Consider the following 24260-nt stretch of genomic DNA (forward strand, 5'->3'; position numbering starts at 1 on the left):
TTTTATTTTAGGTATTATTTCTCTATAAGCTTCATTGCTAATAAGTAGGGGCAATTTCGAGAATAGTAATATTATATTTTGTTGATTGCTACCTGATAAATTTGAATGAATATAATATAAGTTTTAGTTTTGCGAGAAAAAGTAAAGGATGTAATAATGTTCAATACTCCAAAAGTAACTGATATGAAGGTAATTCCCGTTGCTGGATGTGACAGTATGCTACTGTCTCTCAGTGGGGCACATTATCCATATTTTACAAGAAACATCGTAATTTTGACTGATGACAGCGGTCATACCGGAATCGGCGAAGTACACGGTGGAAAGAGAATTACCCAAAGTCTTCAGGCCTGTGTGCCTGAAGTGGTTGGCAAACCGATCGGAGCCTATAGGAATATCATCAGCAAGCTGCGAAGGATACACGACTGTGGTTGCAAGGACAGCGATGGATTGCAGAATTTGGATTTGTGCAAACTTGCTGATGTCGTACACTTTGAAACAGCTATTGAATGTGCTCTCTTGGACTTGATGGGGCAGTTCATGGATGTTCCCGTATGTGAACTTCTGGGTGATGGCAAACAAAGAGATGATGTAGTCGTATTGGGATATCTTTTCTATCAGGCAGATTCCAAGAAAACTGATTTGCCATATATCCATGAGAAAAAATGCGGAAATCCTTGGTTTGATGTCAGAAGAAATACGTATATGACCAGTGACTCGATAGTAGAACAAGCCCAGGCCTTGCAAGAATACTATGGTTTCAAGGATTTTAAGCTGAAGGGTGGAGTTTTTTCTGGTGAAGAAGAAATGGAAGCTGTCGAAAAATTGGCCAAGACTTTTCCCGATGCAAGAATCAATATCGATCCCAATGGGGCTTGGAAGCTGGAACAGGCAATTGATCTCTGTAAGGGCAGTTCGCTTACCTATGCTGAAGATCCCTGCGGTACTGAATGCGGCTATTCAGGCAGAGAAACAATGGCAGAATTCAAGGAAGCGACAGGAATTCCGACGGCTACCAATATGATTGCTACGGATTGGAGACAATTCAAGCATGCAATTGTAGAAAAGTCAGTTGATATCGTACTTGCAGATCCTCATTTCTGGCTGATGTCCGGTTCTGTCAGGATTGCACAGGTTCTGAACGATTGGAAGCTTACCTGGGGATGCCATTCCAACAATCATTTTGATGTTTCCTTGGCAATATTTGCCCAGTGTGCCGCTGCCTGTCCTGGTAACATTACAGCTATGGATACACACTGGATTTGGCAGGATGGACAGTACCTGACTAAAAATCCGTATCAGATAAAAGAAGGTAAGATCCATATTCCTGATGCTCCTGGTCTTGGACTTGATATAGACATGGATGCAATCATGAAGGCGAATGAACTGTATGAAAGTCTGTCATTTGCAGATCGGAATGATGCCTTGGGTATGCAATATCTTATACCTGGTTGGAAATTTGATTCCAAGCTGCCTTGCCTCGTGCGATAAGGATATATCCTTTTTGGCCTGACAAACAATTTTTTTGATTGGTTGGTGAGATAAGGGCAAGTGTATTGGTTTTTTATAAAATATAATAGAATTATAAATATATGATTTTTTATATTATTATATAAAGTATTAAGATAATAAACTGGAAATTAACTTGATAATTCAAAATAAATTTTAAGTTGTTACCCAGTATGTATTGGTTGTGACTGAAGGAAGGAGTGCAGGATGTCACCAAAAGTTATTGATATGCAGGTTTATCCCGTTGCGGGGCACGATTCAATGTTGTTGAATCTCAGTGGTGCCCATGGCCCATTCTTTACCCGTAATGTGGTGATTCTGACAGATGATGCCGGACACACCGGAGTAGGTGAGGTTCCTGGTGGACAAAAAATCACGAAAGCTTTGGAAGAAGCCAAGAGCCTTATCGTTGGGTCGGCAATCGGTGACTATAAGAATACGCTGCTGAAGGTCAAGGACTCAATTCAGAGTGAGAATGATGTAAGGGGTGACCAGACCTATGACCTTCGTACCGGAGTACATGTACTTACGGCAGTGGAAGCTCCCTTGCTGGATTTGCTGGGCCAGTATCTTGGTGTACCTGTAGCATCCCTTTTAGGTGATGGCATGGTAAGAAGAAAGGTAAAAGTACTTGGCTACCTCTTTTTTGTAGGGGACAGGAACAAGACTGATCTTCCATATTGCAATGAACAGGACAGCGATGTCGAATGGTATAGGCTTCGAAGGGAAGAAGCCATGACTCCTGAGAAAATCGTGGCACTGGCGAAAGCAAGCAAGAGTCTCTATGGGTTCAAGGATTTCAAGCTCAAGGGTGGTGTCCTCAAAGGTGAGGAAGAGATGGAATGCATCATTGCCCTGAAGAAGGAATTTCCTGATGCACGTATTACTCTTGATCCGAATGGTGGTTGGTTACTTAAGGATGCCATAAGGCTCTGCAAGGATAAACATGGAATTCTTACGTATTGCGAAGATCCCTGTGGTGCTGAGGAAGGATATTCCGGACGTGAAATCATGGCTGAATTCCGCAGGGCAACAGGATTGCCTACGGCAACGAACATGATTGATACCGATTGGAGACAGATGCAGCATGCCATAGCGCAGAATGCAGTGGATATTCCTTTGGCAGATCCGCATTTCTGGACTATGGAAGGTTCTGTAAGGGTTGCTCAGCTCTGCAATGATTTTGGGCTTACCTGGGGCTGCCATTCAAATAATCATTTTGATATTTCCTTGGCGATGATTGCCCATTGTGGATCTGCGGCTCCTGGGAATCCGACTGCATTGGATACCCATTGGATCTGGCAGGAAGGCGAGGAAAGACTTACCAAAGAACCTCCTCGGATTGAAAATGGTTGTCTGACGATTACCGACAAACCGGGACTTGGAATTGACGTTGATATGGATAGGATTATTGCAGCAAACGACCTTTATAAGAAACATTGCCTTGGGGCAAGAAATGATGCTGCAGCAATGCAATATCTGGTACCAGGATGGAAATTTAATGCAAAGCGTCCATGCTTGGTACGTTGAAAATTGTGGATATGTTATGATAGACATTTTTTAAAACTAATATTGCTAATAGAACCGAATATAGACCTTTGTATGACATGCTGAATGAAAAAAATGGGTTTTAATCATTATGAATTTCTAGGTTAAGACTTGAAATTATTGTGGTATGTATAGAAATTTTAAAAGAAACAAAACGTTTCTGACTTAATTTATGAAAGTGATATTAATATCAGTATAGTAATATTATTTTATAAATATGGATTATTTTTATTTTGTTATAGTCAGTTGTAATAAGGGCTATAGTTTTTGTTTCAGAAGGTAATGAATTATGCTAATATACAAGCCCCAGCAAATAATCAAAATCGCATCCACGGATAATGTTGCCATTGCAATCAGGCAAATAAAAAAAGGTACGCAATTATCTCCCGACTTAATTGCGACCGAAAATATTCCACAAGGACATAAAATTGCCTTATACAATCTCAAAAAGGGTGATAAAATTTTTCGTTATGGAGTTGAATTAGGACATTTGCTTGTCGATACATCGAAAGGTAGTTGGATAAATGAAAAAATGCTATCACTACCAGCAGCTCCACAACTAAAAAATCTTGATTTAACTTGTCAGTTGACTCCGCCAAAATTCATTCCTCCACGTATGACATTTCAAGGATATGAAGTCCCGGGAAGCCCTTATGCAGGTACACGTAACATCCTTGGCATTACAACTACGGTCCAGTGTGTTGCAGGAGTACTCAGAGTTGCAGTTGAAAAAATGAAACGGGAACTATTACCCAAATATTCCAATGTTGATGATATTGTTTCGCTTGAGCATCCATATGGATGTGGAGTCGCAATCAATGCAAAAGATGCAGATATTCCAATACGTGCAATCAAGAATCTTGCTAAAAACCCTAATTTTGGCGGAGAGCTCATGGTAGTTGGCCTAGGATGTGAAAAGTTAACTGTGGACAAATTACTTGATTCCGAAGATAACAATAGTGATAACGTTATCATGCTACAGGATTGCAAGGGATTCAATGCAATGATTGATGCATTAATGACTATGGCTGACAAAAAGTTAAGGAAACTCAATACAAGAAAAAGAACAACGCTACCGCTTTCTGCTTTATGTATTGGTCTTCAATGCGGAGGAAGTGACGCATTCAGTGGAATAACTGCAAATCCATCTGCCGGATATGCAAGTGATCTTTTGGTAAGCGGAGGAGCTACAGTTTTATTCAGTGAAGTAACAGAAGTACGAGACGGCGTGGATAAAATCGCTCATCGTTGTGTAGATACTGGTACAGTAAAAAAACTTGCTCAACAGATGGCTTGGTATGACAATTACTTAGAAAAGGGGAATGTCGATCGTAATGCAAATCCTACTCCAGGTAATAAACAAGGCGGCCTATGTAATATTGTGGAAAAGGCAATGGGTTCTATAGCAAAAAGTGGTACTAGCCCTATTGTAGAAGTGCTTGCTCCTGGCGAGCTTCCCTCCAAACATGGAATGATTTTTGCAGCAACTCCAGCCAGTGATTTTGTTTGTGGCCCTATGCAATTAGCAAGTGGTATCACTTTACAAGTTTTTATGACCGGACGAGGTACTCCTTATGGATTGGCAGTTGCTCCTGTCATCAAGGTTTGTTCCAGAACCGAACTAAAGAACATGTGGAATGATTTGATCGATGTAAACGCAGGTACTATTGCTACAGGAGAAAAAACCATCCAACAGGTAGGACTGGAATTATTTAATCTGATTTTGGATATTGCATCAGGACAAAAAAAACCGTGGGCAGAAAAATATAATCTGGCAAATAGTCTTTGTATTTTTAATCCTGCACCAATCACATAGAAATATAGGTTTTTAAAATTTTATTTAGTAATATAAATTCAAGTTTTTATTATTTTAAATATAATCTTAAATTATATATTTTTATTGACATATGATATTTTTTATAATATAACTATATTATAAATTGTTGAAAAATATTTTTTTGTAACTACTATAGAAATTTGTTTAATTATAACATTTTAATATTTAGGTAGATTAGTAGAATTCCATGGCAAGTTGAGGTGTTAATAACCTAAGCAACTATAATCTGATAGGAAAGTAGTTATCATGTTAAAAATGTAAGGAGATACAATTATGAAGATTGGATTCATTGGACTTGGTATCATGGGCAAACCCATGGTAAAGAACCTGCTGAAGGCAGGCTATGAAGTTGTCGTATATGACATCATAAAAGAAAATGTTGACCAGATGATTGCTGCCGGAGCTTCTTCCGGCAAGAGCGCCGCCGAGATAGCAGCCAGTTGTCCTGTAGTCATCACCATGTTGCCGAATTCACCTCATGTGAAGACCGTAGTCTTGGGCAAGGACGGCGTTCTGGAAGGTGCAAAGCCCGGCCTCAAGTATATTGACATGAGCTCCATTGCTCCTCTGGCAAGCCAGGAAGTTGGGAAGGCCTGTGCGGCAAAGGGCGTGCGCATGCTTGATGCTCCTGTTTCCGGCGGAGAGCCGAAGGCAATAGACGGGACCATGTCGATCATGGTCGGCGGTGACAAGGACCTGTTCGAGGAAGTCAAGCCGATCTTCGAGGTACTGGGCGGATCATACGTGCTCTGTGGCTCGATCGGGGCCGGCAATACGACAAAGCTTGCAAACCAGATGATCGTTGCAGGCAATATTGCAATCCTGGCCGAAGCCCTTACCTTGGCCAAGAAGGCTGGTGTTGATCCCCAGACTGTGTTCGAAGCCATCAGAGGTGGCCTTGCCGGTTCGACTGTGATGAATGCAAAGGCACCCATGATGATTGCAGGGGATTTCAAGCCTGGCTTCAAGATTGACCTGCACATCAAGGACCTGAACAATGCCATTGAGACCGGACATGGTATCGGTTCCCCCATGCCGCTGACCGTTGAGGTACAGGAGATGCTTGAGAACCTTCACTTTGAGGGCAAGGGCCAGCATGACCACAGCGGTTTGGCTGAGTACTATGCGAAAGTATCCGGTACAAAAATCGGCAAGTAAGGAATGAATACAATGGACACGGATTTCTTCAAAGGTATCATCGTACCGATCTTGACTCCAATGACTGATGACGAGCGTATTGATGCTGAAAGGTTGTGCAGGCAGGTAGACTTTGTTATTGATGGCGGAGTCTCCGGTATCCTGCTGTTTGGCAGCAACGGAGAATTCTACGTCATGGAGGAAAGCGAGATTGAGCAGTCTCTTGGACTCGTTGTAGAACATGTAGCGGGACGTGTACCCGTATACATGGGAATCGGAGCAATCAGGACGAGCAAATGCGTAAGGCTGGCAAAGATGGCGCAAGGGTATGGAGTGAATGGCATTTCTATCCTTCAGCCCATGTTCCTGAAGCCTTCTGAAGATGAGCTGCGAACACATTTTGCAACTATTGCTGAAGCCGTGTCTGACCTGCCTGTATTGCTGTATAACAATCCGGGCAGGACTGGTTACGGCATAAGCCAGGACTGCGTGGAATATCTGGCACATCACCAGGAAAACATCATAGGCATGAAGGACAGCAGCGGCAATCTGACAGAAACCATTGAGTTCATCCGCAGGAACCATGATGTGAATTTCAAGGTCATGTGCGGAAAAGACACTTTGATTTATTCAGGTCTTAGTGCTGGGTGTGTAGGAGCAGTTTGCAGTACCGCAAATTTTCTTCCCAAGCTTGTCTGTTCCATCTATGATAAGTTCACGGCTGGAGATTCAAAGGGCTCCTTGGAAGCCCAATGGAGATTGAATCCGATCCGTCTGCAGATGGATAAGAGCAGTTTCCCTGTTGCAACAAAGGACTATGCGAATCTTCTTGGTCTTGATGTGGGTGCACCTATATTGCCATGTAAGCCTTCTGATCAACAGCAGATGGATGGACTGAAACAGCAACTGAAGGAATCGGGTTATATTGATTGATTTTTCAGAATGAATAATTAATTTTTAAGGTTTTTATTTTGTATGTAGTCAAATGTATAATACATATCTCATAGGATGGAGGAAGTATGAAAAAAATATTGTTTGTGTTTTGTATCTTGCTAGGAAGTATGTCTCTTGTTTTTGCTAATGGGCAAGGGGAATCAAATGATTCTACTTGGGCAAAAAAAGTAGAAATCCAAGTACCTGCCCGTGCTGGGGGTGGAAGTGATGTCATAGCAAGGACACTAGGTACTGAAGTGGCAAAGGCATCCGGTCGAACATTTACTATTGTCAATGATACAGATGGCAATGGAGTAGTTGCGTTTGAAAAGACTCGAACAGCAAAGACTGACGGAAGTACTCTACTTGCATATCATACATCTATGTTGATTAAGATGGCAACAAATGTTTATAACCATTCATTAGATGATTTTACAGTGATTGGAGTTGCTCATCCGTTGGATCAAGCACCGGAGGTTTTTGTTGTAGGTGCCGATTCTCCTTATCAATCGTTAGATGATTTTGTAAAGGCTGCAAAAGCGGCACCTGATACTTTGCTTGTAGGTGTTGAAACAGGAGGGGTGTCTCATATTATAGGAGGTCTCTTTGACAATGCTGCTGGTATTACTCTCAAATTTGTCGAGGCAGGTAGTGATACTGAGAAACTGACTTCTTTGGTTGGAAAAAATATTGATGCTTGCATAGTCAATGTAAATCAAGCAAAACAATATGTACAATCGAACAAAGTCAGGGCCTTAGGGGTGATTTCACGAGATAGTGAGGGAGGAAAAAGTGAAGTACTTCCTGATGTACCCAGTTTTATTCAGCAGGGCTATAATGTTGATTTCTGTATTTTCGATCTTTTATTGGGTCCAAAAGACATGAATCTTGATCTGGTTGCATCCATCTATAATTATTATGCAAACGCGGCTACTTCTGATGCTGTCAATGCAGTACTGGAACCGGCAGGATTTGCAATGGAATTTTACGGGCAGGAAAAAGGTTTGCAGGTAATTGAGAAACAACAGAAGGAACTGAACGAAATAGTCAAGGATCTTGGATTGATGAAGAAGTAGGCTTTGCCATCTTTATCTTGGAGAAAGTGTAATATCTTTCTCCATGAAGGAAAATATATGAAAGTTAAACGTGATCAAATAACAGGTTCAATTTTAATATTGTTTGGAATCTGTGTGCTTGTATTAATACAGCAGTTTCAGAAAAATTTTTCATTGTCTTATCCAGGGCCTAAGTTTGTACCTGCATGCGCAGCCATTGGCTTTTTAATCTGTGGCAGTGGTATTTTCATTGAAAGTTCATTGAATAAGAAAGAAGAAAAAAAGTTTCTTGTGAAAGATGGCTGGATGAGAATGTTTGTAAGTGTATGTATCTTATGTTTATATGTCTTAGCAATGAAATATTTTGGCTATTTGGTATGTACACCTATATTCACTTATGCCATTGTAACATTATTCGCAAGAGAGAAAAAAACGACACTGATAGGGCGGATATTTTTTTCTCTTTCTGTTAGTTTTATCGTGTATGCTGTCTATGTGTTTGCCTTTGGCATGTCGTTGCCTGTAGGTCTTGTCTTTGACTAAAAAAGGAGTACTTTTATGGGTTCTTATTTGCCCTATATTCTATCACAACTACTACAACCATTTAATTTTAGTCTGCTGTTGATAGGAAATATTATTGGTTTGATTTTTGGGGCTATTCCAGGTCTTTCTGGGACACTTGCAGTTATTCTTTTCATGGCATTGACTTATACAATGAAAACCGCTCCTTCGGTAATCTTTTTGATAAGTCTTTGGGTGGGAGGCTGTTCCGGTGCCTTTATTGGATCGATTTTGCTTGGTATTCCGGGATCGCCCTCTGCCGTTGCAACTTGTTTTGATGGTTATCCGATGGCTCAGAAAGGTAAGGCAGGAAAGGCACTGGCTATTGGTATGTGTGCTTCGCTGATTGGTACTTTTTTCAGTGCGATTTTCGGTGCTCTTTTGAGTGAGAAAATTGCAGATCTTGCTTTCAAGTTGGGACCATGGGAATATTTTTCTCTTTGTTTGCTTGCTATTACTATGGTAGTGGCAATTTCAAAAGGAAATATGTTGAAAGGGTTGGCCTCCGGATTCCTTGGGCTTTTATTGGCTTGTATTGGCTATTCTCCAATTGATGCCGAACCTCGTTTCGTTTTTGGGAATATGTATTTGATGAGTGGTTTAAGTATGATTGTTGTAATGATTGGTATATTTGGAGTTAGCAAAATTCTTTATGAATATGCCAAAGGATTTTCAGTGTTGCCTGAAGTCGATACTAAGTCAATCAAGGGGTTGGGAATTACCCTTCATGAAATCAAGGCACAATTCGGTAATATACTTCGATCCTTCGGTATTGGTCTTGGCATAGGATTTCTGCCTGGTATGGGAGCTGGTTTGTCTAATCTTGTTTCTTATTCAGCTTGCAAGAATGCTTCTAAACATCCTGAACGTTTTGGAACTGGTGTCCCTGAGGGGCTATGGGCTTCCGAAGTTGCAAACAATGCGTCGGTTGGTGGCTCTTTAATTCCTATGTCTGCTTTGGGAATACCTGGTGATTCGACTACTGCATTGCTTATCGGTGCTCTTACAATACATGGGCTTGAAATGGGGCCTATGGTTTTTAAGAACAGTGGTAATATTGTATTCTTAATGTTTGGTGCTGTTGCAGCAGGAGCTATCATAGTATTTATTCTCCAAGCTTTGGGGATGAGGATTTTTCCAGAAATTTTAAAGGTACCCTATCATTATATGTATCCTGCTTTGCTGGTTGTTTCATTTGTGAGTTGCTATGTTGAGTCTGCAAGTTTGTATAAATGCGGGATGCTCATTGTATTTGCCATTTTAGGTGTTGTTATGGCTTTTGGAGATTTACCTGTAGCTCCGCTTATTCTTGCCTTTATTCTTGAACCTACATTGGAGTCAAATATGCTTAAGGCTTTTCAATATACGGGGACCGGTGTTACGTTCTTTGCTAGACCGATTTCTTGTATTTTCATTTTATTATCTATTTTCAGTGTTTTCTCTCCGATTTTACGTTTTCTATTTAATAAATTTAAGAAGAACAAGGCTCTATCGGCATAAAATTTTAGGAGGAATCTATGTCATTGCAATATAATACTGTTGACAAATTGTTATCAGCTGAGGTCTTGATGGAGCATTGTTGCAGAGAACCATGGGACACATATCAATCACCTATTAAGATGGCTCCTCGTGTATATTATGTATCCGGCAATAATTGGGTAGCTAGCTACCTTATTGATACTGGAGATGGGTTGATACTAATTGATACCGGCATGCATGAAACTGCGTATCTATTATTGGAAAATATTCGTAAACTTGGTTTTGACTATCGTGATATAAAAAAAATATTACTTTCTCATGCACACATAGACCATATAGGTGCGGCAAGGACTTTGAAGGAGCTGACCAAAGCGGATTTGTACTTGGGAAAAAGGGACTTACTTTTTCTGCATGAAAGGCGAGATTTGATTTATATTGGTAATTATACCTGTGGCTTATTTGAACCAGATTATATTTATGATGATGAAAAGCCCATTATACAGGGAGATATTACTATACGTACTATATCTACGCCTGGGCATACTCCCGGCTGTACCTCGTTTTTCTTTGATGTCAGGGATGATATACATAATAAAATTTTGCATTGCGGTATGCATGGTGGTATTGGAGTTACCTGTACAAAGAAAGCATTGAATCAGATGGGACTTCCGCTGTCATTGCAGACTGAATTTGCAGAGGGGCTAGAAAATTTGGATAAAATGGATATTGATGTTTGTTTGCCTTCTCATACAAATCAAGTGGATATACTATCACTTCAGGATCAAGTTACTGACAGTTTCAACCCCTATGATGATCCATCAGTATGGCATAAACTTATGAAAGAGCGACTAATGCGGGTTAAGACTATGATTGAAGAAGAGAAGGATAAATATTAGCTTGTCAAATAATGCAGCTTGTGGCGGAGCTATGATTCCCATGGTTGCATTAGGAATTCCTAGGGACTCAACTACTGCAATTATTGAAGCGATTCCAAAAGAAAAAATAACATCTAGGGAACCAGAATTGCTTATAAAGGCAAAGGGGCTGTTACCCAAACTTTTTATCAAGAAAATAGATGTCTTGATTGTTGATACTATAGGTAAAAATTTTAGTGGTGCTGGCATGGATGCAAATATTACAGGGTCGTTCATATCTCCGTTTGCAAGCGGAGGACCTGAGGTTGAAAGATATGTGATATTGGATTTGAGCAAAGAATCACATGGAAATGCAATGGGCGCCGGCCGAGCTGATTTCATGACAAAGCGTTTGTTCGATAAAATAGATTTTGATTCAGCATATCCAAATGCTTTGACCTGTAAGCTTCTTTTAGGCGCAAAAATCCCAATTGTTTTAAAGAATGATGAAGATGCAATAAAAGCCGGAATTTTCACCTGTGATTCAATTGATTTTGACAACCCTAGAATTGTCCGTATCCATGATAGTTCGCATGTTACAAAAATTATGGTTTCAGAAGCGTTGTCAGAAGAAGTGGAAAAATCTTCAGAAATGAAATTGCTTTCTGAATTCCAGCCAATGACTTTTGATGAAAAAGGTAATTTGGATATTTCTTCTGACTTTTGGAATAGAAGGTGAAAATTATGAAAACAATGAAAAAGGCATATGAGGATTATTTACAACGGCGGAATATTTTAATGCAAGATTCCCATGCTCAATTTTGGTTTGAGCAAGAAAAGCGTTATGTACATCCATTTCGGATATTTGGAAATATTTATTATGTGGGTGATAACTGGGTGTGTGTCCATATCATTGATACAGGAGATGGACTTTTAATGATTGATGCTGGAAATGTTGGGGCAACAGCTATGCTTATAAATTCAATTTGGGAAATTGGATTGGATCCTAAAAATGTAAAATGGATTATTTTAAGTCATGGGCATGTAGATCATATTGGAGCGGCTTGGTTTTTCAAGAGGATGTTTGGAACAAGGTTGTTGATGGGCGAACCTGATGCCATAAATTTTAAGGAAAAACCAGAATTGTCAGCAATTCAAGATGCAGGACAGTTACAGGATTCTTTGTTCATGGTGGATGAGGTAATAAGAGATGGTGATGTTAAACAGTTTGGAAATACTCTGATACATTTTTTTCTTGTTCCTGGACATACGGATGGATGTGTAGCTGCTTTTTTTGATGTTTCTGATGGTGTCTCCTTTAAAAGGGCCGGTTATTATGGAGGATTTGGATTTAATACTTTGCAAAAAGATTATTTACTGGAAATAGGCGATAATACCTTTAATCATCGGAAAATGTATCTTAATTCGCTTCGGCATGTCAGAGAACAGAAGGTTGATATTTTCTTGGGAAATCATACTGAGAATAATCATTTGTTGGAAAAGAGGAAACAAATGTTAATGGGCTGTAGCAAAAATCCCTTTATTAATTCGTCCGAATGGAAAGAATATTTGGATAAGAAGCGCGATGCCCTTATGTTATTTATGAATGATCCCAAAAACAAATAAGAAAAATTTTATTTTGTACACGAATGATGGAAAACATTGATCCAATCGTTCAATTGGGCTTTTCATCCCGATATCTGAGCAAAATGGAAGTTGCGAGGCTCCGTTTCAGGAATTCCTCGATTTTCATGTTCATATCCCGTGGCGTATTCGTGATGAAGGCAAAGAGGTTCAGATAGTCCTGCAGGTCATCCCTGCAGAAGCCGCCGTGGACATTGAGGGATCTTTTTCAGCAGCCTGTGCACGCTGTTGATCCTGTCCATGGGATTGCCATAGCCTGCAAGGCCCCTCGTTTCCCTCGAGGGTTACTTTTGCAAATGGTTCAACAAAACAACAGCAATCACAGGATAGTAGTACTACGGCTACATCAGTTAAATGGCCCTCGACTGTAGAAATCATTGTTCCTGCAGGTGCAGGTGACGATACTGATTTTAATGCTCGATTACTTGCCCAGAAGTTATCTAAAAAAATATATATTAATTTTGTAGTATCTAATGTAAATGGTAATGGAGGAGCAACAGGAATTCGACAAGTAAGGAATACAAAACCAGATGGCTCTACTGTTTTGTTTTACTATTCTGCAGTAGTAGTCAATCAGTTGACTGGAGCTGCTGATTATGGATTTGTTTTGGGCGGTATTATCGAACAAAATCTTATCCGTGGCCTCATGTATGCAAATGGCAATTTCTTAGTTTTCTTTACTTCGCCGGTAGCTGCTGTTTGTCTTGGGTTAGCAGTTGTCTATATGATATATTTGATTATAAAACAAATAAAAATGAAAAGGGAGCAGCATTAATGGTTAAGGTTGAAAAAGATGGGAAAGTATCCCAATTATTAAGTTCTGTACTGATTCCACGAATGTTTCATGCAACCCAAGTTTTCCCTAATGAAAAAATTAAATGTGAAGATATTCCCGCCTATGTTGACGCGTTACTTAATGATAGTTGCTATAAGTCTTTGGTGAGACCTGCTATGAATATTGCTATTACTGCCGGTAGTAGGGGAATACGTAATATTGACATAATTACAAAGGCAATAGTGGATTGGGTAAAAAGGCAACATGCTGTTCCTTTTATTGTCCCTGCAATGGGGAGTCATGGAGGTGCAACCGCCCAAGGGCAACGAGAGATTCTGACTCATTATGGGATTTCAGAAAGGACAATGGGTTGTCCTGTAGTTTCTTCAATGGAAGTAATAAAACTAGGTGTTTCGAAAAGCGGTAAAACGGTCTTTTTCGATAAACATGCCTATGAAGCAGATGGTATCATCGTTTCGTGTAGAATTAAACCTCATAACGCATTTCGAGGGCCTATAGAAAGTGGTATCTGCAAGATGCTGACTGTTGGTTTGGGAAAACAAATTGGCGCTTCTGTTGTTCATGGTGATGGAATGGCTCATATAGCGCAAAATATTCCTGAAATGGCAAAAGTAGTATTGGAAAAAGCTCCAGTACTTTTTGCCGTTGCAACTATTGAAAATGCTTATGATCAAACATATATGATTGATTCTATTCTTGCAAAAGATGTTCTTGATCGTGAACCTGAATTATTGAAAATTGCCTTTAGGCAAATGCCATCGCTTTTGGTTGGAAAAACCGATGTATTGATTGTAGATGAAATTGGTAAAAATTTTAGTGGGACCGGAGTAGATCCAAATATTACTGGTACTTTTTCTACTCCATATGCTTCGGGAGGTATAAAAGTTCAGCGAACCTGTATGCTTGATTTGACGGAGGAATCTGATGGAAATGCGTTGGGTATCGGACTTGCTGATGTTATTACAAATAAGATTTTTTCCAAAATGGATATTAGCAAGATGTATCCTAATTGTATTACCAGTACTGTATTGGCGTCAGCAAAGATTCCATGTATTGTATATAGCGATAAAGAAGCAATTCAACTGTGTATTCGTACATGTACAGGTTTATCAGGGAAGCAACCTTATGTTGTTAGAATTCCTAACAGTTTGAATATTGGGCAGGTAATGCTTTCAGAGCGATATTATAATGATGTTATAGGGGGTAAATATCCTAATGTCCATGCAGTTGATCAACCGAAAGCTTTGGAATTTGATCAAGCTGGTATGTTGCAAACTACCTGCCTAATTGATTAAGTTGCTAACAGTATGTTGGGTGTAATTATTTATATCTGAAAGGGTAATGCTCAATGGGAAAGAAAAAAGTTTTCGTAGGACAAGCGGTTTCATCATCTGGTATTAATTATCTGATTAGTCATGGGTATCAAGTCGTTAATGCCACAAAAGCTGATCCAAGAGTTTGGGTACATGAAATAGGTGATGCGGATGGTTTTTTTTCCAGAGGTACCATAGGGTGCCCTGGTTTTGTAATGGATGTTGCAAAATCTCTCAAAGTCATAGGAAACTATGGTGTTGGAATTGACAAAATAGATGTCAAGCATGCCACAGAGCTCGGCATACAGGTGACGAATGGTCCCTATTCTAATTTGGTTGCAGTAGCTGAGTATACAATGGCTTTGATTTTGGCTCTCGAAACGGATTTAATTCATATGGATAGTCAAACACGGGAAGGACATTGGAATGATATTCGAGATACGACTAACGCCCGTGAAATCAAAGGGAGAACATTGGGAATTGTAGGTTTTGGCCATATAGGAAGGTATGTAGCCCAATGTGCTAAAACCTTCGGTATGCATATTATAATATATAATCATAATCTTTCAAAGGATACTGTCCCTGGTTATGTTACTTTGATTGATTCCCTTGCTGAGATCTTTAGTAAAGCAGATGTCGTTTCTTTGCATGTACCTTTGACTAAAGCGACTTTTCATCTTGTCAGTGATGGCCTTCTCAATTGTATGAAGCCATCTGCATATATTATTAATTGTGCCCGTGGTGGTGTCATTGATGAGAACGCTTTATATACGAAGCTTGTTAATAAAGAAATTGCCGGAGCTGGAATTAATTGTTTTGAGGAAGAACCTGTCAGATCTGGCAATAAATTACTGAAACTAAGCAATATTATTGTAGGACCTCATAGTGCAGGACAAACAGTAGATTCTGTTGAACGGATGAGTCTACATGCTGCAATTGGGATAGATGAAGTCTTAAGTGGGAAAAATCCTTCATGGCCTGTTAATTTTGTAGATAAGAAAATTATTTCTAAATGTATGCAAACTAACTCTAGATAGTTTGATATTAAAAGGATAAAAATGGAAAATAAAACAAGTGGATTTTATGTCAATTAATATGTTTGTATTGACTTTATTTAGGAGCGTAATGCTAAAGTATTCTACTTAATTATTTTTACTTATTTACTTTTCAATTACGTAAGTAATATTTGATTATTCAATAAGAAAATGCTATAATACTCTATAAGTGTTATAAAAATAAAGATATTTTTGAGGTGTATATGGCAGTTGACAATGACAAATACAGTATCAAAGCTGTAATGAGATGTTTCCAGATTCTTGATTTTGCGGCTGACCATAATGGTCCTATATCCATTCCTGATGTATGCACAGCTTTGGATACCAACAGCAATATGGCTTTCAGGTTACTCAACAGCCTTGAGAGTTCCGGATATATGGTAAAGGATGCTACTACCGGTTTATATTCCGTTTCCCTGAAGACATTGAAGCTGTCAAGGAGAGCATTGCAATCGTTGGTAATACGTAAAGTTACCATGCCTTATCTTGAATTGCTATGGAACCAGTATCCGAAGGCAAATGCCAATATGGCAGTCTTCCATCAAGATGAGGTCCTTATGCTTGACCGTGTCGACACACAAACTACTCCACGTACCTATTTTACTCCTGGCCGTGTCTTGCCTTTTCATTGTTCTGGACTGGGAAAAGTGCTGACTTGTTCGCTCCCGGAAAAAGAAATTGACAAACTGATAAAAGAAAAAGGATTGAAAAAGTATACCGAGAATACTATTACTGATCCTGATCGCTTGAAAGAGGAATTACGGAAGGTAAAGGAAGAAGGTGTCGGTCGGGACAGAAATGAGTTTATGCAGGGTGACAATTGTTCTGCAGTTCCTATTTTCGGGCATGAAGGTGCAATAGTTGCAGCAATCAGTCTCAGTTCACTTTCTACGAACATGAGTGCAGACGAAATTGAGGCAGCTATTCCTGTATTGAAAGATACGGCGACAAAGATTTCTTATGTGATGGGATTTGGTGCACAGTTGCTCTGATTGGCAGTAACTGTTATTTTTTCAAGGAAAAGGGTAGTTTGTCTTTTATGTTGTTTCTCAAAGCGATGCAGCTTCCGTTTCTAAAAACGGAAGCTGCATGCCAATTTTTACAAAACAAAACTAACCAAAGCAATGGAGTATATCAATCTCCGATAGAAATACCGGATAATTGCTTATAGTAAAGAGCCAGTCCACTGTGATCTTCCAGACCTTTTCCCTGTGCATGTAAGTTTTCAAACATTTCCTGCACAGCGACTGTCAAAGGAAGCGGAGACCCGAATTTATGGGCAGACATAATTGCATTGTTCAGATCCTTGATATGCAGGTCAATCCTGAAACCAGGCTTGAAATCTCCTGCAATCATCATCGGAGCCTTTGCGTTCATTACAGTTGAACCAGCAAGTCCACCTTTGATGGCTTCGAATACAGTCTGCGGATCAACACCAGCTTTCTTGGCCAAGGTAAGTGCCTCAGCAAGAATAGCAATATTACCGGCAACGATTATCTGATTTGCCAGTTTTGTTGTGTTTCCCGCTCCGACAGAGCCACAATAGACAACAGAAGAGCCCATGGCATTCAATATAGGTTCACACTGTTCAAATATCTGTTTCTCACCGCCGACCATAATCGAAAGGGTGCCGTCAATTGCTTTTGGTTCTCCGCCTGAAACCGGGGCATCAAGCATCTTGATACCTTTCTGCGCACAGGCCACTGCAACATCCTGACTGTCTGTAGGTGCTATGGAACTCATATCGATTAGAATAGTTCCGGTTTTTGCATTGTCAAGCAGCCCATCTTTGTCCATGACGACAGATTTGACCTGAGGACCATTTGGAAGCATGGTAATGATGATATCTGCCCTTTGCATGATATCTTGGGCAGACGTACCTGCCACAGCACCATCTTTAGCTACAGCATCGATGTTTGACTGATGATGGTCGCTCACCAGAACTTCATAACCAGCCTTAAGCAGATTTCTGACCATGGGCTTGCCCATGATACCGAGACCGATAAATGCAATCTTCATGTTTTTCCTCCGGATTCTGTATAAAAAACTAACATATTGTAAAATTTTGGTCAAATATAATTATATTAATTTATAAAAATATAAATATTTTATAATTTAAAAATAAATATTTTTATATTTGTGATAATATATCGAGTTTCCTTGAGGTGTTTATACGCTGGTTCCCTGTGGAATCCTTCAACAGTGCTGAAGGAACAAATATTTTTGAGGAATCGTGGCATGGTATACATGTGCTGTACTGGAATGGATAGAGTCTTTGGGCAATAGCTTTATTTCAAAAGTAAGGCAGGAGAAGTAAATTACTCTGGAGAACTGCCAGAGGTATCCCTTGTCTTCCTTACGAATTGGTATATTCTGTGAAAGATCTGCAGGCGTCAAGAAAAAGATACTGTCCTTTAAAGGGCAGTATCTTTTTACATTTCAGACTATAGCAGGCAATGATATCAGACTGATATTTTCTATCCCTCCAAGATGACAGGTTCCTTGCTATCAGTCTGTTCCGGGAGATTTTCCTTGAGAAGTATCTCGATAGGGATTGATACTGTCGGCACGGTCTCTTCCTGATGCATGACCAAAGCCCTGAAAAGTTCCTTGATGGTGAGGTATCCCTGCCTTTTCGGTTGCTGGGAAATCAGAGCATCAATCTTTCCTTGTTCAAGTGCTGTTTTGTTCTTTTCCATCAGATCAAAACCGATGATGACCGGTCTGGAAGGAAGCTGCAGTTTTTCAATTTCTTCTTCCAATCTCCATACTGCATCGTTGGTTACGAAGATTCCATCGGGCACTCCTTGCTTTTCCAACACGTCATTGATATATCCCTTGAAATCTTCAAGACCAAGGTCGTGGGCAAAAATACAATTGGATATTTTCACGGTCGAATTGAATTGCTTGAAAAAATCACAGAAACCTTCTGCGCGTTCTTTCAAGTTACAAGCATTGGCGTACATCTGCAAACAAGTCAGCAGGTGTGCCTGGGGTGCCAGCAGACTCATAAGGCGTCCTGCTGTAAATCCTGCCCGATAGGCATCCTGCAGATTTGTAGTGACCGGAGAACTACCAGGAAGTGAAGAATCAAAAATCGCATATGGCAGGTTTTTGTTGATTTCGATTACCTGCAATGCTTCTTCCTGCATTACAGGGGCCAAAGCCAAGGCATTCGGTCCGCTTTTGACCAGTTGCTTGCCTGTTGCAAGACAATCACCTGGAATGGAACGGTCAAATTCTTTCATTACCAAAGTCACGCAAAAAGGCTTCAGTTCTTCTTCCGCTTGTTTCATACCCTCAATGACTTGTTTCCAATATCCTGATTCGGAACCAAGCTTCGGCAAGAGCACGCCGATTTTGAAGGGTGTCCCTTTCTTGAGATTCTGTGCCAAAGGATTGGGTTTGTATCCTGATTCCTTTATGACTTTTTCAATTTTGGTCTTCGTTTCAGGTGAGACTCTTCCTCTGTTGTGAAGCACACGGTCTACCGTACCGATGGAAACACCGGTCTTGGCAGCTATTTCTGCAATTTTCATAGTCTACTTCAATCCTGACTGTCCGTAGTATGCATTCTTGCCATGCTTCCGCTCATAATGTTTCTGTACGACATATTGAGGGAGAGGCTTGAAATCCGGCTTCAGCAATCGGACGAAAAGAGCCATTTTGGAAATTTCTTCAAGTACTGCTGCATTGTATACGCTAGCTTGTGCATCCTTTCCCCAGGCAAAAGGACCATGTCCACAGACCAATACCATCGGATTTTCAAGTGGAACCAGTTCCCTTGAAGGATAAGGTCCTTCATTGAGGACTTCCATTGCTGTCTGGGGATGCCTGAAGGTATCCACGATGACAAGGCCTGTGTTTTCTTCATAGGCTGTACGTACTTCCTCTTCGCTAAGTGAACGGGTGCATGGGACCGGCGAACAGAGATGGTCAGCATGGGTTGTGCCAAGCAAGGGCAGGGAAAGTCCTGCCTGTGCCCAACCGACGGCATAGGGAGAATGCGTATGGCAGATGCCACCCAATCCTTTAAGTTTCTGTAAAGGACTGCATGTGTCGGTGTATCACTGGAGGGATTCAGTTTCCCTTCTACCTTCTTGCCATCAAGATCGACGATTACCATATCGTCAACGTTCATTTTGTCATATGGGACTCCTGAGGGCTTTATGGCAAAGACTCCTGCGGCTCTGTCAAGAGCCGATACATTTCCCCATGTATAAATAGCCAGATGTTGTTTTGGAATTTCAAGGTTCGCTTCAAATGCTTCTTCCTTGAGATTCTTGTACTTGCTTGTCATTGATTGCTTCTCCTTAAGTCCTGTCGTAATAAGCTCGGTTCCAATGAGCTTCGTTCCTGATCTGGCGTATGGTAGTATTTTCTGTGACTTCGAGTAGCTCTATTCTCAGTATTTCAGCCAAGTCCCGTAGCATTTCCAGGTCAACCGCATACGTCAGTGTACAGTGATGCCCTGCTCCGGCCAGAATCCATGCTTCGGTTGCCGTCGTAAAGTCCGGGATAGGTTTCCATAGACAACGTGCGACAGGAAGGGATGTAAACTGTTCCGGCGGGTCAACAGCCTGCACTTGATCGCAGATTATACGGAAACGGTTACCAAGGTCAACAATGGAAACTGTCATTGCCTTTCCCGGTTTTCCTGTGAAAACGAGTCTGGCAGGATCTTCCTTGCCACCGATTCCCAAAGGATGCACTTCAACAGTCGGTTTGTCCTTTGCAATGGTCGGACAGACTTCAAGCATGTGGGCAGCCAAGTTCATCTGGTTTCCTTCCACGAGGTTGTATGTGTAGTCTTCCATGAAACTGCAGCTGTTCTCGATCCCTCCCATGAACTTCATGGTCCTTACCATTCCTGCTGTTTTCCAATCACCCTCGGCACCGAACCCATAGCCAAGTTGCATCAGATGCTGTGCGGCAAGTCCTGGAAGTTGTTTTAGTCCATGAAGATCTTGGAAATTGGTACAGAATGCTTCAGCCTGACGGTCATCAAGGAATTTCTTGATGGCTGTTTCCATTTTAGCTTGTTCCCTGACGGAAGCTATTGTTTCCGGTTTTTCATCCTGGAATTCATATAAGCGACGGTAGGTCGCCATCAGCTCGTCGACTTGAAGTTCAGATACCTTGTCCATTTCTTCTACCAAGTCTCCGATACCATAGTAAGGAACACTCCAACCAAGCTTTACCATTGCTTCAACCTTGTCTCCATCGGTTACTGCAACTTCCCGCATGTTGTCACCGAACCTGAGTATGATGAGTTCTCTTCCGAAGACAGCAGCGGCTGCAGCCCCCATCCATTTTGCAAGTCTTTGCTGGAATTTTCCATTTTTCCAATGTCCTACGATTACCTTGCGCGGTAGGTCAAGCCTGCTGGTGATATGGCCGAATTCCCGGTCCCCGTGTGCGCTTTGGTTGAGGTTCATGAAATCCATGTCCATTGTCTGGTAAGGGATGGCCTCGTTGAATTGAGTATTGACCTGCAGCAATGGTTTGTTCAGTATCCGTAGTCCGTTGATCCACATTTTGGCTGGCGAAAAAGTATGCATCCAACATACTATTCCTGCACATAGTGGGTCACTATTTGCCTTCTGTATTGCCTTTACGATTGAAGGGGAGTCGATCAACGTTTCTTGCCAGACCAGCTTGCAGGGTAATGTCCCTGCCTCGTTGAGCGAATTGACCATGGTCTTTGAGTGTTTGGCCACTTCCAGCAGTGTTTCTTCACCGTAGAGATCCTGACTGCCTGTCAGGAAGTAAAAATGATATGCATGTAAATCTTTCATGGAAAGCTCCTCTTGATTTTATTGCGTTAACGTACACATAATTATGCCACGTTTCCTTTCAACAAGCAAGAAGAATTATTAAGATTTTTGATACCAAAAATAAGAGTTGTATTTTCTAAATATTCTATTGACCTAAAAAGAGCTGATGTGTACCTTGGAAAAGTAGATATGTGGGTGTATTTTCCTACTGAAATGATAGGAGTGTAAAATGAAGAAAATATTTATTTTATTGTTGTTAGGTACGATAGCTGTAACCTCCCTTGTTGCACAGGGGGTACAGGAGTCATCTTCCCAGGCATCAGGCACCAAGGAAAAACCACTTGTCGTTGCCATGGAATTGGCCTATCCTCCATTTGAAACAAAGGATCAGGAGGGCAACCCTTCTGGGATAAGCGTTGATTTCTCAAAAGCCTTCGGCCAATATATCAATAGGGATGTCAAGATTGAAAATATTGCTTGGGATGGCCTTATTCCTTCTTTGCAGACAGGTAAGGCTGACATGGTCATTTCGTCCATGACGATTACCGATCAGAGAAAGCAGGTGGTTGACTTTTCTGTTCCGTATGCCAATGCCCAGCTGGCAATCCTTGCAAACAAGAACTCCGGTATAAAGTCAATTGATGACCTCAACAAGAAAGGAAAGAAAATTGCAGTAAAGAACGGTTCCACCGGTTTCTTATATGCCCAGAACCATCTTGCCAATGCCCAGCTTATTGTCCTGGCAGATGAAAGTGCCTGCGTGACCGAAGTAGTCCAAGGCAAGGCAGACGGTTTCCTTTATGATCAGCTGACAATCTACCGTAACTGGCAGAATCATCTGGATACTACTTCCGCTGTCTTTATTCCTTTCCAGGATGTAGAAAAGTGGGGCGTTGCAGTGAGAAAGGGCAATATTGCACTTCTTGACCAGCTCAATGCCTTCATACCGAAATTTACTGCTGAGGGTGGTTTTGACAAACTGACGCAGAAGTATCTTTCAAAAGAAAAAGCAGACTTTGACAGGTTGGGATTCAAATGGTTCTTTGATTTGGACTAGAATTGGTTTCCTGTATGCCAGGGCTGCCTATTGCCTAGGTAACCCTGGCTCTTTTTGATGTAGGCACTGGATTGCTTGGAGCAAGACCTCTGCTATACAGGAACGGGGCATGCCGCTACTGTTTCTTGAGAGGAGGAAAGTGGATAATTCCACTGTAGTCTTATGGAAAAAAAATCATTATACGGCTCTACGGGCTTGAGCTTCAGGCAAGTTGGCAATGCATTTCTGGCTGGTCTTGTGGTGGTAGGAATAGTATGGTTTTCTGTCCTGCGTCTGTCGGTTACCTTCGATTTCAGTTTCCTTGGGGACTTCCGTATCAGAATATGGAAAGGCTTTCTCATGACCATTGCCTTGAGTCTTGTGAGTCTGGTGCTGAGCCTTGCCATAGGAATCCTTGCTGCCTTGGGAGAGAACAGCAAGTTGCTGTTTCTCAAGTACCTCAGCAACCTTTATGTTACCTTTATCAGGGGCACGCCCTTGATCATGCAGATATATCTGTTCTTCTATATCATAGGTACTGCTTGGGGAGTAGACAACCGTTTCGTCTCCGGTGTCCTTATCCTTTCTCTTTTTGAAGGAGCTTACATAGCGGAAATTATCCGCGGCGGTCTTGCTGGTCTGGAAGAAACCCAGCTTGAAGCGGCAAAGGCTGTCGGTTTCAACAGACGCCAGACTGTCCGTTTCGTTGTAATTCCCCAATTGGTAGCCATGACATTGCCTGCACTTACAGGCCAGTTTTCTTCGATCATAAAGGATTCGTCGTTGCTTTCGATCATTGCTGTCATTGAACTGACACAGACCATGAGAGAGATCAGTGCACTGAACTTCAGGCTTTTTGAATGTTATCTGTTCCTAGGTGTCCTTTATCTCTGCCTTACTTTGCCGCTTGCTTTCGTGAGCAAGTATTTTGAAAGGAAATTTGCCTATGAACATTGAAATCAAGGATCTTGCCATGCAGTTTCCTGCGAAACAGAAAAAAATACGGAATGCTCCGGTACTCAAGGATGTCTGTTTCAAGGAAAATATTACGACTATGGCAATCATAGGTCCTTCCGGCGGTGGTAAGTCGACACTCATACGCATCCTTGCAGGTCTTCAGACACCGACGGGAGGTAGCGTGAAGATCGGAGATACCACTGTATTTCCCCTTGACGCAACCGAAAGAGACAACAAGATGGACCCATTGTCGGGCTATCGTAAGAAAATCGGCTTTGTTTTCCAGAACGGAGGCTTGTTCAAGCATCTGACAGGATTTGAGAATATCGAGTTGCCTTTGGTCCAGGTCCATGGGTACAGTCCTGAAGCGGCCCATGAACGTGCAGTGGAATTGCTTGGCCGTTTCGGATTGCTTGATGATGCAGGAAAGCTTCCCGCAAATCTTTCAGGAGGACAGCAGCAACGTATTTCCATAGCCAGGGCAATATCAGCAAAACCCTCTCTCCTGTATCTTGATGAACCGACATCAGCCCTCGACCCTGAGTATACTGTCGAAGTCCTTGATATGGTAAATGAGCTCAAGGAAGAAGGACTGAATTTCATTATCGTTACCCATGAAATGGGATTTGCCAGAAGGGCCTGTGATACGGTTGCCTTCCTGGACCAGGGAACTTTGATGGAATATGGAAAAAGCGAACAGATATTTACCCAACCGGCTACAGAAAGTCTCAGACATTTCCTGGACAAACTGCTTGAGTGGGAAGGTTAGTAT

22 protein-coding genes and 2 pseudogenes are annotated in these 24260 nt (G+C 41.2%); 19 read left to right on the forward strand and 5 right to left on the reverse strand.

Translation table 11 applies throughout. The annotated features are described in order from the left end of the window. The first annotated feature begins 156 nt into the window (after nt 1-156). From LKE40_13635 to LKE40_13685, 11 genes are all read left to right on the forward strand, one after another. Nucleotides 157-1488, forward strand: a complete 1332-nt coding sequence (locus LKE40_13635; GenBank protein ID MCH3918472.1) for a glucarate dehydratase — start codon at nt 157-159, stop codon at nt 1486-1488. A 225-nt stretch (nt 1489-1713) separates the two neighbouring features. Then, complete coding sequence (gene gudD, locus LKE40_13640; GenBank protein MCH3918473.1) at nt 1714-3036, forward strand: glucarate dehydratase; 1323 nt, start codon at nt 1714-1716, stop codon at nt 3034-3036. A 307-nt stretch (nt 3037-3343) separates the two neighbouring features. Next, the gene (gene garD, locus LKE40_13645) at nt 3344-4870 is read left to right on the forward strand and encodes a galactarate dehydratase (protein ID MCH3918474.1); all 1527 of its coding nucleotides are present in this window, start codon (nt 3344-3346) and stop codon (nt 4868-4870) included. Between the two features lie 294 nt (nt 4871-5164). Beyond that, nucleotides 5165-6049, forward strand: a complete 885-nt coding sequence (gene garR / locus LKE40_13650; GenBank protein ID MCH3918475.1) for a 2-hydroxy-3-oxopropionate reductase — start codon at nt 5165-5167, stop codon at nt 6047-6049. A 12-nt stretch (nt 6050-6061) separates the two neighbouring features. Beyond that, nucleotides 6062-6961 (forward strand): dihydrodipicolinate synthase family protein, encoded by a 900-nt coding sequence (locus LKE40_13655; GenBank protein ID MCH3918476.1) that lies wholly within the window; start codon nt 6062-6064, stop codon nt 6959-6961. An 86-nt stretch (nt 6962-7047) separates the two neighbouring features. After that, nucleotides 7048-8037, forward strand: a complete 990-nt coding sequence (locus LKE40_13660) for a tripartite tricarboxylate transporter substrate binding protein (GenBank protein ID MCH3918477.1) — start codon at nt 7048-7050, stop codon at nt 8035-8037. Between the two features lie 57 nt (nt 8038-8094). Next, the gene (locus LKE40_13665; GenBank protein MCH3918478.1) at nt 8095-8559 is read left to right on the forward strand and encodes a tripartite tricarboxylate transporter TctB family protein; all 465 of its coding nucleotides are present in this window, start codon (nt 8095-8097) and stop codon (nt 8557-8559) included. A 15-nt stretch (nt 8560-8574) separates the two neighbouring features. Next, a complete protein-coding gene (locus tag LKE40_13670) occupies nt 8575-10077 on the forward strand; it encodes a tripartite tricarboxylate transporter permease (protein MCH3918479.1) in 1503 nt (500 codons plus the stop codon). A 17-nt stretch (nt 10078-10094) separates the two neighbouring features. Then, on the forward strand, nt 10095-10952 hold the full coding sequence (locus LKE40_13675) for an MBL fold metallo-hydrolase (GenBank protein ID MCH3918480.1): 858 nt from the start codon (nt 10095-10097) through the stop codon (nt 10950-10952). A gap of 1 nt (nt 10953) precedes the next feature. After that, nucleotides 10954-11649 carry a tripartite tricarboxylate transporter permease gene (locus tag LKE40_13680; GenBank protein MCH3918481.1) on the forward strand — a complete coding sequence of 232 codons (696 nt, stop codon included), beginning with the start codon at nt 10954-10956 and terminating at the stop codon, nt 11647-11649. A gap of 5 nt (nt 11650-11654) precedes the next feature. Continuing rightward, the gene (locus tag LKE40_13685; GenBank protein ID MCH3918482.1) at nt 11655-12536 is read left to right on the forward strand and encodes an MBL fold metallo-hydrolase; all 882 of its coding nucleotides are present in this window, start codon (nt 11655-11657) and stop codon (nt 12534-12536) included. Between the two features lie 168 nt (nt 12537-12704). Here LKE40_13685 and LKE40_13690 read toward each other — a convergent pair whose 3' ends face one another. Further along, nucleotides 12705-12932 carry a hypothetical protein gene (locus tag LKE40_13690; protein ID MCH3918483.1) on the reverse strand — a complete coding sequence of 76 codons (228 nt, stop codon included), beginning with the start codon at nt 12930-12932 and terminating at the stop codon, nt 12705-12707. A 76-nt stretch (nt 12933-13008) separates the two neighbouring features. On the opposite strand from LKE40_13690, the pseudogene LKE40_13695 reads away from it, so the two are divergent. From LKE40_13695 to LKE40_13715, 5 genes and pseudogenes are all read left to right on the forward strand, one after another. Further along, nucleotides 13009-13068, forward strand: a pseudogene (locus LKE40_13695) (hypothetical protein). Nucleotides 13069-13131: 63 nt separating this feature from the next. Further along, nucleotides 13132-13329: a hypothetical protein gene (locus LKE40_13700; protein ID MCH3918484.1), complete on the forward strand. Its 198-nt coding sequence runs from the start codon at nt 13132-13134 to the stop codon at nt 13327-13329. After that, the gene (locus LKE40_13705; protein ID MCH3918485.1) at nt 13329-14645 is read left to right on the forward strand and encodes a nickel-dependent lactate racemase; all 1317 of its coding nucleotides are present in this window, start codon (nt 13329-13331) and stop codon (nt 14643-14645) included. Before LKE40_13700 ends, LKE40_13705 begins: the two co-directional genes overlap by 1 nt. A gap of 53 nt (nt 14646-14698) precedes the next feature. After that, nucleotides 14699-15700, forward strand: a complete 1002-nt coding sequence (locus LKE40_13710) for a hydroxyacid dehydrogenase (protein ID MCH3918486.1) — start codon at nt 14699-14701, stop codon at nt 15698-15700. A 221-nt stretch (nt 15701-15921) separates the two neighbouring features. Then, on the forward strand, nt 15922-16710 hold the full coding sequence (locus tag LKE40_13715; protein MCH3918487.1) for an IclR family transcriptional regulator: 789 nt from the start codon (nt 15922-15924) through the stop codon (nt 16708-16710). Between the two features lie 142 nt (nt 16711-16852). Here LKE40_13715 and garR (LKE40_13720) read toward each other — a convergent pair whose 3' ends face one another. The 4 genes and pseudogenes from garR (LKE40_13720) to araA all read right to left on the reverse strand — a co-directional run bounded on the left by garR (LKE40_13720) (nt 16853) and on the right by araA (nt 21516). Next, the gene (gene garR / locus LKE40_13720) at nt 16853-17737 is read right to left on the reverse strand and encodes a 2-hydroxy-3-oxopropionate reductase (GenBank protein MCH3918488.1); all 885 of its coding nucleotides are present in this window, start codon (nt 17735-17737) and stop codon (nt 16853-16855) included. A 458-nt stretch (nt 17738-18195) separates the two neighbouring features. Continuing rightward, nucleotides 18196-19257: a LacI family transcriptional regulator gene (locus tag LKE40_13725; GenBank protein MCH3918489.1), complete on the reverse strand. Its 1062-nt coding sequence runs from the start codon at nt 19255-19257 to the stop codon at nt 18196-18198. 3 nt (nt 19258-19260) lie between these two features. Then, nucleotides 19261-20018, reverse strand: a pseudogene (locus LKE40_13730) (L-ribulose-5-phosphate 4-epimerase). 13 nt (nt 20019-20031) lie between these two features. After that, the gene (gene araA / locus LKE40_13735; GenBank protein ID MCH3918490.1) at nt 20032-21516 is read right to left on the reverse strand and encodes an L-arabinose isomerase; all 1485 of its coding nucleotides are present in this window, start codon (nt 21514-21516) and stop codon (nt 20032-20034) included. 208 nt (nt 21517-21724) lie between these two features. Between araA and LKE40_13740 the strand changes: the two genes are divergently transcribed. From LKE40_13740 to LKE40_13750, 3 genes are all read left to right on the forward strand, one after another. Beyond that, complete coding sequence (locus LKE40_13740) at nt 21725-22552, forward strand: transporter substrate-binding domain-containing protein (protein MCH3918491.1); 828 nt, start codon at nt 21725-21727, stop codon at nt 22550-22552. 162 nt (nt 22553-22714) lie between these two features. After that, nucleotides 22715-23488, forward strand: a complete 774-nt coding sequence (locus LKE40_13745; GenBank protein MCH3918492.1) for an amino acid ABC transporter permease — start codon at nt 22715-22717, stop codon at nt 23486-23488. Then, nucleotides 23478-24257 carry an ATP-binding cassette domain-containing protein gene (locus LKE40_13750; protein ID MCH3918493.1) on the forward strand — a complete coding sequence of 260 codons (780 nt, stop codon included), beginning with the start codon at nt 23478-23480 and terminating at the stop codon, nt 24255-24257. Before LKE40_13745 ends, LKE40_13750 begins: the two co-directional genes overlap by 11 nt. Nucleotides 24258-24260: the final 3 nt, after the last annotated feature.

The sequence above is a fragment of the Spirochaetia bacterium genome (genome assembly GCA_022482625.1).
In the GTDB taxonomy this organism is placed as follows: Bacteria; Spirochaetota; Spirochaetia; order Sphaerochaetales; family Sphaerochaetaceae; genus Pleomorphochaeta.

What these genes read in the sequence shown, in the direction of transcription:
- LKE40_13710 (MCH3918486.1), top strand. Translation starts at nt 14,699, where the DNA reads ATGGGAAAGAAAAAAGTTTTCGTAGGACAAGCGGTTTCATCATCTGGT.
- LKE40_13670 (MCH3918479.1), top strand. Translation starts at nt 8,575, where the DNA reads ATGGGTTCTTATTTGCCCTATATTCTATCACAACTACTACAACCATTT.
- LKE40_13660 (MCH3918477.1), top strand. Translation starts at nt 7,048, where the DNA reads ATGAAAAAAATATTGTTTGTGTTTTGTATCTTGCTAGGAAGTATGTCT.
- LKE40_13690 (MCH3918483.1), bottom strand. Translation starts at nt 12,932, where the DNA reads ATGATTTCTACAGTCGAGGGCCATTTAACTGATGTAGCCGTAGTACTA.
- garR (MCH3918475.1), top strand. Translation starts at nt 5,165, where the DNA reads ATGAAGATTGGATTCATTGGACTTGGTATCATGGGCAAACCCATGGTA.
- gudD (MCH3918473.1), top strand. Translation starts at nt 1,714, where the DNA reads ATGTCACCAAAAGTTATTGATATGCAGGTTTATCCCGTTGCGGGGCAC.
- LKE40_13745 (MCH3918492.1), top strand. Translation starts at nt 22,715, where the DNA reads ATGGAAAAAAAATCATTATACGGCTCTACGGGCTTGAGCTTCAGGCAA.
- LKE40_13635 (MCH3918472.1), top strand. Translation starts at nt 157, where the DNA reads ATGTTCAATACTCCAAAAGTAACTGATATGAAGGTAATTCCCGTTGCT.
- LKE40_13655 (MCH3918476.1), top strand. Translation starts at nt 6,062, where the DNA reads ATGGACACGGATTTCTTCAAAGGTATCATCGTACCGATCTTGACTCCA.
- LKE40_13740 (MCH3918491.1), top strand. Translation starts at nt 21,725, where the DNA reads ATGAAGAAAATATTTATTTTATTGTTGTTAGGTACGATAGCTGTAACC.
- LKE40_13750 (MCH3918493.1), top strand. Translation starts at nt 23,478, where the DNA reads ATGAACATTGAAATCAAGGATCTTGCCATGCAGTTTCCTGCGAAACAG.
- garD (MCH3918474.1), top strand. Translation starts at nt 3,344, where the DNA reads ATGCTAATATACAAGCCCCAGCAAATAATCAAAATCGCATCCACGGAT.
- LKE40_13685 (MCH3918482.1), top strand. Translation starts at nt 11,655, where the DNA reads ATGAAAACAATGAAAAAGGCATATGAGGATTATTTACAACGGCGGAAT.
- LKE40_13715 (MCH3918487.1), top strand. Translation starts at nt 15,922, where the DNA reads ATGGCAGTTGACAATGACAAATACAGTATCAAAGCTGTAATGAGATGT.
- LKE40_13705 (MCH3918485.1), top strand. Translation starts at nt 13,329, where the DNA reads ATGGTTAAGGTTGAAAAAGATGGGAAAGTATCCCAATTATTAAGTTCT.
- LKE40_13675 (MCH3918480.1), top strand. Translation starts at nt 10,095, where the DNA reads ATGTCATTGCAATATAATACTGTTGACAAATTGTTATCAGCTGAGGTC.
- LKE40_13725 (MCH3918489.1), bottom strand. Translation starts at nt 19,257, where the DNA reads ATGAAAATTGCAGAAATAGCTGCCAAGACCGGTGTTTCCATCGGTACG.
- araA (MCH3918490.1), bottom strand. Translation starts at nt 21,516, where the DNA reads ATGAAAGATTTACATGCATATCATTTTTACTTCCTGACAGGCAGTCAG.
- garR (MCH3918488.1), bottom strand. Translation starts at nt 17,737, where the DNA reads ATGAAGATTGCATTTATCGGTCTCGGTATCATGGGCAAGCCCATGGTC.
- LKE40_13665 (MCH3918478.1), top strand. Translation starts at nt 8,095, where the DNA reads ATGAAAGTTAAACGTGATCAAATAACAGGTTCAATTTTAATATTGTTT.